The sequence below is a fragment of the Actinomadura sp. K4S16 genome (assembly GCF_008327685.1).
GTDB lineage: Bacteria > Actinomycetota > Actinomycetes > Streptosporangiales > Streptosporangiaceae > Spirillospora.
Window position 1 is genome coordinate 574,458 of the sequence record NZ_BDDE01000010.1, and the last position, 13,418, is coordinate 587,875.

Consider the following 13,418-nt stretch of genomic DNA (forward strand, 5'->3'; position numbering starts at 1 on the left):
GGTCTCAGCCGGCCGGCTTGTCGGCCACCAGGTGCAGCTGGGTGGCGAGGTCCCGCAGGACCGGGTGGACCGCGGCGACGGACTCCAGCGCGATCAGCGCCTCCGCCGAGTCGGCGTCGCCGTCCAGCAGGCCGCTCGGCACCAGGTCGGCGAAGATGCGGACGCCCTGCAGCTCGGCGACCCGCAGCCCCGCGCCGCTCACCAGCGCCGACAGCGTCTCGCGGGTGAAACGGCGCGGCATGCGGTCACCCTCGCCCCACCGCCCGGACGGGTCGGTGAGCACCTGCCGGGCGTCGTCGAAGTGCCCGGACACGGCGCGGTGCAGCGCCGCCGCGATCTGCCCGGACGCCAGCACGCTGACCGAGCCGCCCGGCCGGACGGCGCCGGTCAGCGCCGCCATCGCCGCGGCCGGATCGTCGACGTACTCCAGGACGCTGTGGCACAGCACGAGGTCGGCGGCGTCCGGGCCGAGCAGGTCGGGCAGGTCGACGGCGTCGCCCTGCACGGCGCGGACCCGCACCCCGGACTCGGCGGCCCGGCGCTCCAGCGCGGCCAGCGCGTCCGGGTTGGAGTCGACCACCGTGACCCGGTGCCCCAGCTCGGCGAGCGGCACGGCGAACCCGCCGGTCCCGCCGCCGACGTCCACGACGTCGCTCAGGCCGGCCTCGGGAGTGATGCGGTCGAGGACCACGCGCAGGGCGTCCCACAGGACCGCGTTGCGCACCCGGCTCCCGCCCCGCACCCGTTTCTGAACCCGGCCCGGCACAGCCGCTCCCCTAACGTTCGTCATCAAGGAGAGCTTATTGCAGCGCACTGTCGCTCGGGGCTGGCGGCACTGCGATAAGCACCGCGCCTACCTCAGCCACCGCCGCAACTATGCGACGACCCCGACGGTTGCGATCGCGTCCGAAGGCAGGGCCGGGGGCGGAGACGCGAGCGAAGCGAGAACCTGATCGCGCAGCGAGCCGCAAGGCGAGACGGAGCGATGCCAGCGATCGCCGCGTTTTTCGACGATGGAGGGCCGCCAGGCCCGAAGGAGGAGAAAGACGCATTAGAGACTGAGCGACGGCTTCAGTTGCTGCAGGCGGGACAGGAGGCCGTTGACGAAGCGGGGGGACTCGTCGGTGGACAGCTCGGTGGCGAGGCCGACCGCCTCGCTCACCGCGACGCCGTCGGGGACGTCGTCGACCCACAGCAGCTCGAACGTGCCCATCCGCAGGATGTTGCGGTCGACGACGGGCATCCGTTCGAGCGTCCAGCCGGTCGCGTAGGTGGCGAGCAGCTCGTCGATGCGCTCCCGGTTCTCCTGGACGCCTTCGATCAGCCGGACGGCGTGCGGGTACTCGGCGAGCTCGTCCTGGTTCGGACGGCCGCGGGCGGCGAGCACCGCCGTCGGCTCCTCCTCCCGCAGCTCCGCGGCGAACAGGATGTCCAGCGCGAGTTTCCTGGCCTTGGTGCGCGCGGCCATCTCAGGCGCGGCCGAGGTACTCGCCGGAGCGGGTGTCGACCTTGACCTTCTCGCCGGTGGTGATGAACAGCGGGACCTGGATCTGCGCGCCGGTCTCCAGAGTGGCGGGCTTGCTGCCGCCGGTGGAGCGGTCGCCCTGCAGGCCGGGCTCGGTCTCGGTGATCTCCAGCACGACGGCGGCGGGCAGCTCGACGTACAGCGGGTTCTCGTTGTTGAAGGCGATCACGGCGTTCTGCTCGGGGAGCAGGTAGTTCGAGGCGTCGCCGACGACGGCCGCGGGGATGTGCGGCTGGTCGTAGGTCTCGGTGTCCATGAAGACGAAGTCCTCGCCCTCGCGGTAGAGGTACTGCATCTCGCGCTTGTCGACGCTGGCCACCTCGACCTTGGTGCCGGCGTTGAAGGTCTTGTCGACCACCTTGCCGGACAGCACGTTCTTGAGCTTGGTGCGGACGAACGCGCCGCCCTTGCCGGGCTTGACGTGCTGGAACTCGAGGACGGTCCACAACTGGCCGTCGATGTTCAGCGTCATGCCGTTCTTCAGGTCGTTCGTCGTCGCCACTGCGTTGTTCTCCCGGTCGCGGGCCCGCGCGTCCTACAGGACGAGCAGATCCTTGGTCGTTGTGGTGAGGAGCTCCGGCCCGCCCGCGCGGACGACCAGCGTGTCCTCGATGCGGACCCCGCCCCGGTCCGTGAGGTAGACCCCCGGCTCAGCGGTGATCGGAACCCGATCCATCAGCTTACCGGTCTTGTCGTACCCCATGAGCGGCGCTTCGTGGATCTCCAGGCCCACGCCGTGCCCGAGGCCGTGCGAGAACGCCTCCCCGTGCCCCGCGTCCGCGATCACGTCGCGGGCGGCGGCGTCCACGTCCTTCGTCTCGGCGCCGGGCAGCGCGGCGGCCAGCGCGGCCGCCTGCGCGCGGTGGACGAGGTCGTAGAGGTCGCGCTGCCAGGCGGCGGGCTCGCCGATCGCGACGGTGCGGGTCATGTCGGCGTGGTAGCCGCCGTAGAGGGCGCCGAAGTCCATGGTGACGAGGTCGCCGCGCTGGAGCTCGCGGCCGCCGGGATGGTGGTGCGGGACGGCGCCGTTGGGTCCGGACGCGATGATCGACTCGAACGCGGGGCCCTCGGCACCCTCGTCGACCATGGCCCTTTCGAGGGCGATCGCGACGGCGCGCTCGGTGACCCCGGCGCGGATCTCGGGCAGGACGGCCTCGAACGCGCGGTCGGTGACGGCGCACGCCTCGCGGAGCAGGCCGATCTCCTCCTCGTCCTTGACCATGCGGAGTTCCTCGACGAGGCGGCCGAGCGGCGCCAGTTCGACCTCGGCGGCGTCCAGGAGCGCCGTGTGGTGCTCGACGGTCACGTCGTGGGCCTCGAAGCCGACCCGGCCGAGGCCGTCCTCGGCCGCCCGCTTCACCAGCGCCTCCGCCACCTGCCGGTCGACGACGACGGGCAGTTCCGGGCAGACCTGCGCGGCCATCCCGGCGTAGCGGCCGTCGGTCGCGAGCACGGCGGGGCCGTCGGCCGGGACGAGCAGCGCGGCCCGCGAGCTGTCCAGGCCGGTCAGGTAGCGGACGTTGACGAGCCGGGTCACCAGCAGGGCGGCGGCGTCCCGTTCGGCGACGAGCGCGGCGAGCCGGCGGCGGCGCGCGCGGTGAGTCTCCCCCATGGCCAGGACTCTAGATGATCGCCTGGGAGGCCGTCTCAACGCGGTCACGAACATGAATAACCCTCGACTTTTACTCGAGGGCTGGCCTAGCGTGACCCGGCGTGTGCTCCGTCCCGTCCGTCCTCCCCCCGAATGGACTTCCCCCCAGGAGTGATTCCCCTTGACCCGAGTCAGCAGAAGAAGACTGCTGGGCACAGGCGCGCTCACCGCCGCCGGAGCCGTCGTCACCGCGGCCGCGGCCCCGCCCGCCGGCGCCCGCACGGCTCCGCTCGCCGCCCCCCTCGACGCGTCCCTCACCGCGGACGTGGTGATCGTCGGCGCGGGGCTGTCCGGCCTCACCGCCGCCCGCGACCTCGTCGCGGCGGGCCGGTCCGTGATCGTGCTGGAGGCGCGCGAGCGGCCCGGCGGCCGCGTCTACGGGATGCCCCTCGGCGACGGCACCACCAACGAGGGCGGCGCCGAGTTCATCGGCCCGACGCAGGACCGCATCGCCGCGCTCGCCAAGGACATGGGCGTCGACACCTACGCCACCTACAACGAGGGCAAGAACGTCTACTACCGGGACGGCAAGCGGTCGCTCTACGCGACCGACGGCCTGCTCGGCGCGGTCCCGCCGGACTGGGGCGTGGTCGACCTGGAGCTCGCGCTTCTGAAGCTCGGGGGCATGGTCCAGCAGGTGCCGGTGGGCGAGCCGTGGAAGGCGGCCAAGGCCGAGGAGTGGGACGCGCAGACCTTCCACACCTGGTCGCGGTCCAACTCGCTGAGCGGCGGCGCGCGGTTCCTGATGGACGCCTTCGCCTCGTCGACCCTGTCGATGCGCTCGCAGGAGGTCTCCCTCCTCTACCTGCTGAACTACGCGGCCTCGGCGGGCAACGAGGCCAACCCGGGGACGATCGACCGGCTGATCAACACGAAGGGCGGCGCGCAGGAGTCGCGGTTCGTGGGCGGTTCCCAGGAGGTGCCGATCCGGCTGGCGGCGAGGCTCGGCGACATCATCCGCTACAACGCGCCGGTGCGGTCGATCGCCACCGGTTCGGGCGGCGTCACGGTGACCGCCGACGGGGTCACGGTGTCGGCCAAGCGGGTCGTGGTCGCGATGTCCCCCGCGATCGCCGGGAAGATCGACTTCTCGCCGGGGCTGCCCGCGAGCCGGGCGCAGCTCATGCAGCGGTACCCGATGGGCTCGGTCGCCAAGTTCGTCGCCGTCTACGACACGCCGTTCTGGCGCGCGGACGGGCTGACCGGGCAGGCCGTGGCCGACAGCGGCGCCATCGACGCGACGTTCGACAACAGCCCGCCGGACGGGTCGCGCGGCATCCTGATGGGCTTCATGAACCAGGCCAACATGCGCAAGCTGGACGCCGCGCCGAGTGCCGAGGTCAGGGCGGCGGGCCTCGACTCGTTCACCAAGCTGTTCGGCGACAAGGCCGCGAACCCGACGCTGACCGCCTTCCAGCGCTGGGACAACGAGACCTGGAGCGGCGGCGGCCCGGTCGGCGTCGCCCCGCCCGGCGCGCTCACCGCGTTCGGTCCGGCGCTGCGGGAGCCGTGCGGCCCGATCCACTGGGCGGGCACCGAGACGTCCGGCTACTGGACGGGCTACATGGACGGCGCCGTCCGCTCCGGCGAGCGCGTCGCCAAGGAGGTCGACGCGGCCCTGTAGGGCGCGGGCCCGTAAGACGGCCGTGAGGGGTGGGCGACGAGTCGCCCACCCCTCACACGTCCGCGGGACCTCACACGTCCGCGGTCACAGGTCGGCGGCCATCTCCTTGACCTTCTCGATCAGGGCGAGGCGGCTCTTGTGGTCGCCCGCGATCGGGGCCACGTTGAGCGTGGTGACGCCGGACTCCTTCATCGCCGCGAGCCGCTCCCGGACGTGCCCCTCGGAGCCGATGAGGGACATCTTCTCCAGCAGCTCCTGCGGGACCTTCGCGGCGGCCTCGTCCTTCTTGCCGTCCAGGTACAGGTCCTGGATCTCCTCGGCCTCCTTCTCGAAGCCGTACCGGCGGGCGAGGTCGTTGTAGAAGTTCTTGCCCTTGGCGCCCATGCCGCCGATGTAGAGCGCGGCCATCGGGCGGCCGAACTCCAGGAAGCCCTTCACGTCGTCGCCGATGGCGAGCGGCGACTGCCCGACCACGTCCAGCTCGCCGAGCGCCGGGTCGCGCTTGGCCTTGCCGGCCGCGAGGGAGGGGCCCCACACGTCCGCGGCCTTCTCCGGCATGTAGAAGATCGGCTCCCAGCCGTTGGCGATCTCGGCGGTCAGCTCGACGTTCTTCGGGCCGATCGCGGCGACCATGATCGGGATGTCGGCGCGCACCGGGTGGTTGATGAGCTTGAGCGCCTTGCCGAGGCCGGTGCCCTGCCCCTCCGGCAGCGGCAGGTGGTAGTACTTGCCGTCGTGCTGCACCCGCTCGCGGCGCCACACCTTGCGGCAGATCTCGATGATCTCGCGGGTGCGGCCGAGGGGCGCGGTGTAGGGGACCCCGTGGAAGCCCTCGATGACCTGCGGGCCGGACGCGCCGATGCCGAGCGTGAACCGCCCGTCGGAGACGTAGTCCAGCCCCGCGGCCGTCTGCGCGATGGCGGTCGGGGTGCGCGAGTAGATGTTGAGGATGCCGGAGGCGATCTCCACGCGCTCCGTCTTGGCGGCGATGTAGCCCATCTGGCTCACCGCGTCGAAGCTGTACGCCTCCGCGACGTAGACGATGTCGAGGCCGGCCTTCTCGTAGTCGGCGAGCTCCTCGACGGTCTCCTTGAAACCGCCCGAGTAGCTGAGCGCCATCCCGATGCGCATGGTCTCCCGCGCCCCTTCCCTAAACCGAATCCGATTCCAGTCGAACGTAACCTACTCCCGCCGCCCGCCCGCGGGGAGGGGTCACGGCAGCGCCGGGCCGTTCAGCGCGTCCAGCGCCTGCCGGTACATCGCGGTGCGGATCGTCGCCACGACCGCGCCGTTCTTGCTCGCCAGCGACGCCGCCCACTCCACCGCGGCGGGCAGGACCTCATCCTCCGCCGCGACGCGCTGCACGATCCCGGCCTCGCGCGCCTGCTCCGCGGTGTACCGGCGGCCGGTGAGCATCGCCTCGTGCGCGGCGGCCTTCGGCAGCCGTGCCGTGATCAGCGCGTTCATCCCGGGGGTGAAGCTCATTCCGAGGTCGACCTCGGGCAGGCAGAAGTAGCCGCGGTCGCTCCGCATGACGGCGAAGTCATGCGCGAGGGCCAGCATGCCACCGCCCGCGAAGGCATGCCCGTTCAGCGCGGCGACCGTCGGCATCGGCAGCGACAGGACGCGCGCGAACAGGGCGTGCACGCGGCGCAGGTACTCCTCGAACCTGTCCTGGTTGGCGCCGAGCCAGTCCAGGTCCAGGCCGTTGGAGTAGAACTTGCCGGTCCCGACGGTGACGAGCGCGCCCGGCCCGTCGTTCTTCGCCACCGAGTCGAGGGCCCCCTCGACCGCGTCGAGGAAGTCCGGGCCGAAGCGGTTCTCGCCCGCGTCGAACCGCAGGACGTACACGTCTCCGTCGCGCTGGAGGTCGATCACGAAGGTCTCCTTCTTTCCTGCCCGCTTCCCCGCCTGACCGCACTCGACCTTACTCGCGAGTAGCAGAGTCGGCGTCCGGCATGGCCAAATGTCTCCATGACGGTCGTCATGGTCAACGCGGGAACCGTATGATGAATGTCATAATCGTCCCATGGGGACGGACAGCAGGGAACGCATGGTGCGCAGCGCCGCCTACCTCTTCCGCGAGCGCGGCTACAGCGGCACCGGGTTCCGCGACGTCATCGCGCACAGCGGCGCCCCGCGCGGGTCGATCTACCACCACTTCCCCGGCGGCAAGGCGCAGCTCGCCGAGGAGGCCGTCCGCTACGCCGGCGAGTTCCTGAACGCCGGCATCCTCGCCGCCACCGAGAGCGGCGACGCCGCGTCGGCCGTGGACGCCTTCACGAGCTGGTGGCGGCAGGTCCTGATCAGGAGCGGGTTCCGGGCCGGCTGCCCCGTCGTCGCCGTCACGGTCGAGTCCCACGACGACGCGCCGCAGCTCGCCGACGCCGCGGCGGCGGCGTTCGCGCGCTGGCAGGACACCCTCGCCACCGGGCTCGGCAACGCCGGCGTCCCCGACGACCGCGCGTCCCGGCTGGCCCGCCTCATCGTCGCCGCCGTCGAGGGCGCCACCATCCTGTGCCGCGCCCACCGCGACGTCGCCCCGCTGGACGACGTCGTCGCCGAGCTCAAGGCCATGGCCCGCAGCGCGGCCGAAGAGGGCTAGGCCCGCCGGGAAAGGCTAGGAGTTCTCGGCGATCAGCTCGGCCACGGCCTGGAGGGCGAGGACGTAGGACATGGTGCCGAAGCCGGCGATGGTGCCGGTGGCGACGCCGGCGACGACGGAGGTGTGGCGGAACTCCTCGCGCGCGGCCGGGTTGGTGATGTGGACCTCGACGAGCGGGGCGGTGCGCTGGGCGACCGCGTCGCGCAGCGCGTAGGAGTAGTGCGTGAACGCGGCCGGGTTCAGCACGACGGGGACGCGCTCGTCGGCCGCCTCGTGCAGCCAGCGCATCATCTCGGCCTCGTCGTCGGTCTGCCGGACCTCGACGTTCAGGTCGAGGCGGCGCCCGGCCGCGCGGCAGACGGCGACCAGGTCGTCGAAGGTCGCCGTCCCGTACTTCTCGGGCTCGCGGACCCCGAGGCGCCGCAGGTTCGGGCCGTTGAGGACGAGGACGCGGGTCATCGTGCGATCTCCCGGTAGGCGGCGGCGAGCAGGGCCTCGTCGGGGCCTTCGAGGCGTCCGGGCTCGGCGATGCCGTCGAGGACGACGAACCGGAGCGTGGCGCCCCGCGACTTCTTGTCGATGGTCATGGTGGCGCGCAGGCCGGGCCAGTCGGCGGCGTAGGAGACCGGCAGGCCCACGGACTCCAGGACGTCGCGGTGCCGCCGGACGGCCTCGGCGGGCAGCCGCCCGGCGAGGCGGGACAGCTCCGCGGCGTACACCATGCCGATCGCGACGGCGTGGCCGTGGCGGAACCGGTAGTCCTCGTTCTTCTCGATGGCGTGCGCGAGGGTGTGGCCGTAGTTGAGGATCTCGCGGAGGCCGCTCTCCCTCAGGTCGGCCGAGACGACGCCGGCCTTGACCCGCACGGCCCGTTCCACGAGCTCGCGGGTGTGCGGGCCGTCAGGTGCGGCGGCGCCCTTCGGGTCGTCCTCGACCAGGGCCAGGATCTCCGGGTCGGCGATGAACCCGGCCTTGATGATCTCGGCGAGGCCGCTGATGTAGTCCTCGCGCGGCATCGTCATCAGCGTGGCGAGGTCGCACAGGACGCCGCCGGGCGGGTGGAAGGCGCCGACCAGGTTCTTGCCCTCGGGGATGTTGATGCCGGTCTTGCCGCCGACCGCCGCGTCCACCATGCCGAGCAGCGTCGTCGGGACGAGCACCGCACGCACCCCCCGCAGCCACGACGCGGCCGCGAACCCGGCGAGGTCGGTGGTGGCGCCGCCGCCGACGCCGACGACGACGTCGGTCCGGGTCATGCCGAGCGCGGCGAACGCCGACCACAGCCCGGCCAGGACGCCGGCCTCCTTGGCGGCCTCGCCGTCGGGGACGGGCAGCGCGTGCACCGTGTACCCGGCCTGCTCGAGCGCCCCGCACACGGGGCGGGCGATCTCCGGCAGCCCCTCGGCGTGCACGACCGCGACGGTCCGGGCCTTGTCGCCGACCATCGCGGGCAGCTCGCCGAGGACGCCCGTCCCGATGACGACGTCGTAGGGCTCGGCGCCCCCCACGGGCACCCGGGCCGGCGGCGTCACCCGTTCTCCTCGCCGTCGCGGTCGGCGGGGGCGGCGTCCTCCAGGGCCTTCACGACCTCTTCGACGATGTCGGCGGGTTCGCGGCCGTCGGTGTCGACGTGCACGGTGCCCAGCCGCTCGTAGATCGGGAGCCGCTCCTCCAGGAGCTTGCGCATCTGGCTGCGCGGGTTCAGCACGAGCAGCGGCCGCGCCGACGCCAGGCCGACCCGCTTGATCGCCTCCGAGAGCCCGACCCGAAGGTAGACGACGGTGTGCCCGGCGAGCAGCTCCTGCGTCTCCGCCGCGAGGACGGCGCCGCCGCCGAGCGCGACGACGCCCTCGTGCCCGGTCAGCGCCGCGGCGACGGCGGCCCGCTCCATCTCGCGGAAGCGCTCCTCGCCGTCGTCGATGAAGATCTCGCCGATCGGCTTGCCCGCGGCCCGCTCGACGTCGGCGTCGGTGTCGCGCAGCGGGACGCCGAGCCGGTCGGCGAGCGCCGTGCCGATCGTGGTCTTGCCCGAGCCGGGGGGTCCGATGATGACGGCCTTCGGTCGCATGGCACCGCTCACTTGATCGTCAGGGAGGACAGGTAGCCCCGCAGGTTGCGGGCGGTCTCCTCGGCGGAGTCGCCGCCGAACTTCTCCAGCGCAGCGTCGGCGAGGACGAGCGCGACCATCGCCTCGGCGACCACCCCGGCGGCCGGGACCGCCGTCACGTCGCTGCGCTGGTTGATCGCCTTGGCGGGCTCGCCGGTCGTGACGTCGATCGTGTCGAGCCGCCGCGGGACGGTCGAGATCGGCTTCATCGCGGCGCGCACCCGCAGCACCTCGCCGGTGGTCATGCCGCCCTCGACGCCGCCGGCGCGGTTGGTGCGCCGGCGGATCCCCTCGGTGGTGGCGTCGATCTCGTCGTGCGCCCGCGAGCCGGGCCGCCGGGCGGTGGTGAACCCGTCGCCGAGCTCCACGCCCTTGATCGCCTGGATGCCCATCAGGATCCCGGCGAGCCGGGAGTCGAGGCGCCGGTCCCAGTGGACGTGGCTGCCGAGGCCGGGCGGGAGGCCGTAGGCGAGGACCTCCACGACGCCGCCGAGGGTGTCGCCGGCCTTCTTGGTCTCGTCGATGTGCGCGACCATCCGCGCCGACGCCTCGGCGTCGAAGCACCGCACCGGGCTCTCGTCGACCCCGGCCAGGTCGGCGGGCTCCGGCAGGACGCCCTCGGGGGCCTCGACCTCGCCGAGCGCGATCACGTGGCTCAGGACGTCCACGCCGAGGGCCTGCTTCAGGAACGCCTTGGCGACGGTGCCGAGCGCGACCCGCGCCGCCGTCTCCCGCGCGCTCGCCCGCTCCAGGACGGGCCGGGCGTCGTCGAACCCGTACTTCTGCATGCCGACCAGGTCGGCGTGGCCGGGCCTCGGCTGCGACAGCGGCGCGTTCCTGGCCTGGGCCGCGAGGACGTCGGCGTCCACGGGGTCGGCCGACATGACCGTCTCCCACTTGGGCCACTCGGTGTTGCCGACCTCGATCGCGACCGGCCCGCCGAGCGTCACGCCGTGCCGGACGCCGCCGATGATCGTGACCTTGTCCTGCTCGAACTTCATCCGGGCGCCCCGCCCGTGGCCGAGCCTCCGGCGGCGCAGCTCCTCGGCGATGTCCCCCGAGGTCACGCGCACACCGGCCGGCAGCCCCTCCACGATCGCGGTCAGGGCCGGGCCATGGGACTCCCCCGCGGTCAACCAGCGCAGCATGGGTGAATCCTATTGACTCCGCGCGCCCGCCCGTGACGCCGTCCAGCATCTGAGAGGCTCGTCGCGGAGGTGGACGATGGGGAAGTCCGGTTCGCGGGGGGCCGCCGAGACGAGGCGGGCGCTGCTCGCCCAGGCGCGGGCGTCCGCCGATCTGGGGTCGCCGATGTATTCGGAGCTGCTCACGCGGGCGGCCGGAGATCCGGGCGCGGCCGTGACGGAGGTGCTCGGCGAGCGGACCGGGACCGGCTACATCCTGGGGATGCTGGGGACGGTCCACCGCCTCGTCCTCGAAGGGCGGGTGCCGGAACTGGCCGCGCACTACCCGACCGCGGGCGGGACGGAGGACCCGCTGGAGGCCTGGCCGGCGTTCCGGGCGGTGCTGTCCGAGCACGCCGCCGAGATCCGCGCCGGGCTCGCCGACCCGCCGCAGACCAACGAGGTCGGGCGGGCGGCCCCGCTCGTCGGCGGGCTCCTCACGATCGCGGACGCCTGCCGCCCCGCGCCAGCGCGTCCGCCTGTCCCGCGTCTGCCCGTGAAGCCCCTGCCCGGAGAGCCCCTGCCGGTCAGGCTGCTGGAGATCGGGGCCAGCGCGGGCCTGAACCTGCGGGCCGACCGCTTCCGCCTCCTGCACGAGAGCGGCGCGTACGGGCCCGAGTCGCCGGTCGTCCTGCCGGACGCCTGGCGGGGCCTGCCGCCGGTCGACGCGCCCCTCTCCATCACCGAGCGGCGGGGATGCGACCCGAACCCGCTGGACCCGGCCTCGCCCGCCGCGCGGCGGCGGCTACTGTCGTACGTGTGGCCCGACCAGGCGGCGCGGGCGGCGCGGCTGCGGGCGGCGTTCGAGGTGGCCGCCGCGGTCCCCGCGACGGTCGTGCAGGCGGGCGCGGCGGACTTCCTGGAAGGGCTGGCCCCCCGGGAGGGTGTCGTCACGGTCGTGTGGCACTCGACGATGCGCGCGTACCTGTCGGACGAGGAGGGCGCGCGCGTCGACCGGAGCATCGAGCGGGCCGGAGCGGCGGCCACCCCGGACGCGCCCGTGGCGCACCTGTCGTTCGAGGGGCGCGACGCCTCGCGGCTCGACGTCCTGCACGTCGTGACGCTGCGGCTGTGGCCGGGCGGGGAACGCGTGGTCCTCGGCGAGGCGCCGTCGCACGGCCTCCCGACGACCTGGTACTAGGAGCGCCCGAGCCCCCGCCCGATCGCGAGCCGGACGGGGGACGACGCGGGAAGCGGCCCGGCGGGGAGCAGCGGCGGCTGCGCCATGAACCGGGGGCGCGTGCCATGGTGCGCCTGCGCGGCGTGCACGAGGAACGGGTGGCACAGGTACACGTCGCCGGCCTGTCCCGCGGCATGGGCGAGCGGACGGTGCTCGGTCGCGGGGACGGCCTTGCCCGCCAGGTCCATGAACGCGAGCCCCTCCTCCCCCGCGGGCTCCAGGATCGGCGGGACGTCCAGGTGGGACCCCACCCGGATGCGGGTCGGCCCGTCGTCCTCCCCCACGTCGGAGAAGAGGAACAGCATCAGCAGCGCGCGGCCCTTCGACGCGACGTTCACCCGGTAGGACATGAAGTCGGCGGGGTCGTCGCCGGGGAAGCCGGCGTCGATGTGCCAGCCGTCGTCGCCGGGCGGCTGGTCGCTGGGGAACCGCACCGGGAACGTGCCGAGGCCGCCGCACGGCAGCCACGCGTCCTTGCCGACGACGGCGTCGAAAGCGGCGCGCAGGCGGTCGGTGTTCGCGGCGGCCCGGAACGGCGCCTCGGCATGGTCGCCGAGCCGCACCACCGGGCGCGTCCACGTCGCGGGATCGTCGGGGTCGCAGCCGGTCTCGCGCCACAGGATGCCGCGGCACTCGGCGGCCAGCTCGCGGGGGAACGCCTGCTCCACCCGGACGTACCCGTCGGTGATGAAGGCATCGACGTCGATCATGGCGCCAGGCTCGCAGAGCGCCCGCACCGGACGCCAACGATTTACCGCCGCCGCAGCCCCGGCCCCTCCGGCGCGGGCGGGTGCTATCTGCGCAGGACGTTCAGTTCGACGCCGCCGACGATCCGGCCGCGCAGCAGTTCGGCGAGCCGGTCGGAGACCCGCTGCACGGTGCTCCGCTCGTCGTGCCCGGGGACGACGGCGAACCGGACGGCGATCTCCGCGGAGGTGCCCTCGACGACGCGGACGCCGGTGACCGACGGGTCGGAGCCGAACGCGGCCTCGACCGCGGCCAGGACGTCGGGGTCCTCGTGGGGCGGCGGGATGGGGCGGCCGTCGGCGAGCAGGTGCAGGCGCAGCCCGTCCACGGCGAACGGGACCGGGCCCGCCACGTCCACGACCAGGGCGTCCGCGCCTTCGTCGAGGGTGGCGCGGCAGGCGTCGCCGGCCCGCACCGCGACCGGGCGGGCGTCGGCGCGCCACGCCTTCATCGTCTCGGTGCAGGTGAAGCCGAGCACGCCGCGCCGCCCGTCGTCGCCGATCAGGGTGGGCAGCGCCATGTCGCTCGACTTCTCCCGCCGCAGCTCGCCGGGCTCCGTCGGCTCCTCCTCTGTGAGGACGGCGACGATCGGCACCAGCAGCCGCGCCCCCTGGAGCCGCCGCAGCACCGTGTGGGCGCCGACACGGCCGGCCGCGTAGCCGGCGAGCGCCTCGCACAACCGGGGGTCGGCGCTTCCGTCGTCCCCGGGGAACTGTGGTTCGGGAATGGTCAGTCCGGACACGGCAGGAAGGCTATAACCTCCGGCGACCACAGGGGGCCACTCCAAGGATACTC

The 13,418-nt window shown here is 73.4% G+C and carries 15 protein-coding genes; 3 read left to right on the forward strand and 12 right to left on the reverse strand.

Annotated features, from left to right (window positions below; translation table 11 throughout):
- Nucleotides 1-4: 4 nt before the first annotated feature.
- From K4S16_RS03410 to K4S16_RS03425, 4 genes are all read right to left on the reverse strand, one after another.
- On the reverse strand, nt 5-790 hold the full coding sequence (locus K4S16_RS03410; protein WP_149257298.1) for a methyltransferase domain-containing protein: 786 nt from the start codon (nt 788-790) through the stop codon (nt 5-7).
- Between the two features lie 261 nt (nt 791-1,051).
- Nucleotides 1,052-1,468, reverse strand: a complete 417-nt coding sequence (nusB, locus tag K4S16_RS03415; protein ID WP_149257299.1) for a transcription antitermination factor NusB — start codon at nt 1,466-1,468, stop codon at nt 1,052-1,054.
- A gap of 1 nt (nt 1,469) precedes the next feature.
- The gene (efp, locus tag K4S16_RS03420; protein ID WP_149257300.1) at nt 1,470-2,027 is read right to left on the reverse strand and encodes an elongation factor P; all 558 of its coding nucleotides are present in this window, start codon (nt 2,025-2,027) and stop codon (nt 1,470-1,472) included.
- 33 nt (nt 2,028-2,060) lie between these two features.
- A complete protein-coding gene (locus K4S16_RS03425) occupies nt 2,061-3,137 on the reverse strand; it encodes a Xaa-Pro peptidase family protein (protein WP_149257301.1) in 1,077 nt (358 codons plus the stop codon).
- Nucleotides 3,138-3,297: 160 nt separating this feature from the next.
- Here K4S16_RS03425 and K4S16_RS03430 point away from each other — a divergent pair, with 160 nt between their 5' ends.
- The gene (locus K4S16_RS03430) at nt 3,298-4,800 is read left to right on the forward strand and encodes a flavin monoamine oxidase family protein (protein ID WP_200841665.1); all 1,503 of its coding nucleotides are present in this window, start codon (nt 3,298-3,300) and stop codon (nt 4,798-4,800) included.
- An 84-nt stretch (nt 4,801-4,884) separates the two neighbouring features.
- Here K4S16_RS03430 and K4S16_RS03435 read toward each other — a convergent pair whose 3' ends face one another.
- Nucleotides 4,885-5,931, reverse strand: a complete 1,047-nt coding sequence (locus tag K4S16_RS03435) for an LLM class F420-dependent oxidoreductase (RefSeq protein WP_149257302.1) — start codon at nt 5,929-5,931, stop codon at nt 4,885-4,887.
- Nucleotides 5,932-6,012: 81 nt separating this feature from the next.
- Nucleotides 6,013-6,678 (reverse strand): enoyl-CoA hydratase-related protein, encoded by a 666-nt coding sequence (locus K4S16_RS03440; protein ID WP_149257303.1) that lies wholly within the window; start codon nt 6,676-6,678, stop codon nt 6,013-6,015.
- Between the two features lie 151 nt (nt 6,679-6,829).
- Between K4S16_RS03440 and K4S16_RS03445 the strand changes: the two genes are divergently transcribed.
- Nucleotides 6,830-7,405: a TetR/AcrR family transcriptional regulator gene (locus K4S16_RS03445; RefSeq protein ID WP_149257304.1), complete on the forward strand. Its 576-nt coding sequence runs from the start codon at nt 6,830-6,832 to the stop codon at nt 7,403-7,405.
- A 15-nt stretch (nt 7,406-7,420) separates the two neighbouring features.
- On the opposite strand, the gene aroQ is transcribed toward K4S16_RS03445, so the two are convergent.
- Genes aroQ through aroC form a run of 4 tightly spaced genes read right to left on the reverse strand, consistent with a single transcriptional unit; the run spans nt 7,421 to nt 10,660 of the window.
- Nucleotides 7,421-7,864 (reverse strand): type II 3-dehydroquinate dehydratase, encoded by a 444-nt coding sequence (aroQ, locus tag K4S16_RS03450; protein ID WP_149257305.1) that lies wholly within the window; start codon nt 7,862-7,864, stop codon nt 7,421-7,423.
- Complete coding sequence (aroB, locus tag K4S16_RS03455) at nt 7,861-8,937, reverse strand: 3-dehydroquinate synthase (protein ID WP_149257306.1); 1,077 nt, start codon at nt 8,935-8,937, stop codon at nt 7,861-7,863. Before aroB ends, aroQ begins: the two co-directional genes overlap by 4 nt.
- Nucleotides 8,934-9,473: a shikimate kinase gene (locus tag K4S16_RS03460; protein WP_149257307.1), complete on the reverse strand. Its 540-nt coding sequence runs from the start codon at nt 9,471-9,473 to the stop codon at nt 8,934-8,936. Before K4S16_RS03460 ends, aroB begins: the two co-directional genes overlap by 4 nt.
- An 8-nt stretch (nt 9,474-9,481) precedes the next feature.
- On the reverse strand, nt 9,482-10,660 hold the full coding sequence (gene aroC / locus K4S16_RS03465) for a chorismate synthase (RefSeq protein ID WP_149257308.1): 1,179 nt from the start codon (nt 10,658-10,660) through the stop codon (nt 9,482-9,484).
- A 76-nt stretch (nt 10,661-10,736) separates the two neighbouring features.
- Between aroC and K4S16_RS03470 the strand changes: the two genes are divergently transcribed.
- Nucleotides 10,737-11,837, forward strand: coding sequence for a DUF2332 domain-containing protein (locus K4S16_RS03470; RefSeq protein ID WP_149257309.1), 1,101 nt, complete (start codon nt 10,737-10,739; stop codon nt 11,835-11,837).
- Here K4S16_RS03470 and K4S16_RS03475 read toward each other — a convergent pair.
- Nucleotides 11,834-12,586, reverse strand: a complete 753-nt coding sequence (locus K4S16_RS03475) for a phytanoyl-CoA dioxygenase family protein (protein ID WP_149257310.1) — start codon at nt 12,584-12,586, stop codon at nt 11,834-11,836. The genes K4S16_RS03470 and K4S16_RS03475 overlap by 4 nt on opposite strands.
- Before the next feature lie 83 nt (nt 12,587-12,669).
- Nucleotides 12,670-13,365 carry an SseB family protein gene (locus tag K4S16_RS03480; protein ID WP_149257311.1) on the reverse strand — a complete coding sequence of 232 codons (696 nt, stop codon included), beginning with the start codon at nt 13,363-13,365 and terminating at the stop codon, nt 12,670-12,672.
- Nucleotides 13,366-13,418: the final 53 nt, after the last annotated feature.

What these genes read in the sequence shown, in the direction of transcription:
- K4S16_RS03410 (WP_149257298.1), bottom strand. Translation starts at nt 790, where the DNA reads ATGACGAACGTTAGGGGAGCGGCTGTGCCGGGCCGGGTTCAGAAACGG.
- nusB (WP_149257299.1), bottom strand. Translation starts at nt 1,468, where the DNA reads ATGGCCGCGCGCACCAAGGCCAGGAAACTCGCGCTGGACATCCTGTTC.
- K4S16_RS03425 (WP_149257301.1), bottom strand. Translation starts at nt 3,137, where the DNA reads ATGGGGGAGACTCACCGCGCGCGCCGCCGCCGGCTCGCCGCGCTCGTC.
- K4S16_RS03435 (WP_149257302.1), bottom strand. Translation starts at nt 5,931, where the DNA reads ATGCGCATCGGGATGGCGCTCAGCTACTCGGGCGGTTTCAAGGAGACC.
- K4S16_RS03445 (WP_149257304.1), top strand. Translation starts at nt 6,830, where the DNA reads ATGGGGACGGACAGCAGGGAACGCATGGTGCGCAGCGCCGCCTACCTC.
- aroQ (WP_149257305.1), bottom strand. Translation starts at nt 7,864, where the DNA reads ATGACCCGCGTCCTCGTCCTCAACGGCCCGAACCTGCGGCGCCTCGGG.
- K4S16_RS03460 (WP_149257307.1), bottom strand. Translation starts at nt 9,473, where the DNA reads ATGCGACCGAAGGCCGTCATCATCGGACCCCCCGGCTCGGGCAAGACC.
- aroC (WP_149257308.1), bottom strand. Translation starts at nt 10,660, where the DNA reads ATGCTGCGCTGGTTGACCGCGGGGGAGTCCCATGGCCCGGCCCTGACC.
- K4S16_RS03470 (WP_149257309.1), top strand. Translation starts at nt 10,737, where the DNA reads ATGGGGAAGTCCGGTTCGCGGGGGGCCGCCGAGACGAGGCGGGCGCTG.
- K4S16_RS03475 (WP_149257310.1), bottom strand. Translation starts at nt 12,586, where the DNA reads ATGATCGACGTCGATGCCTTCATCACCGACGGGTACGTCCGGGTGGAG.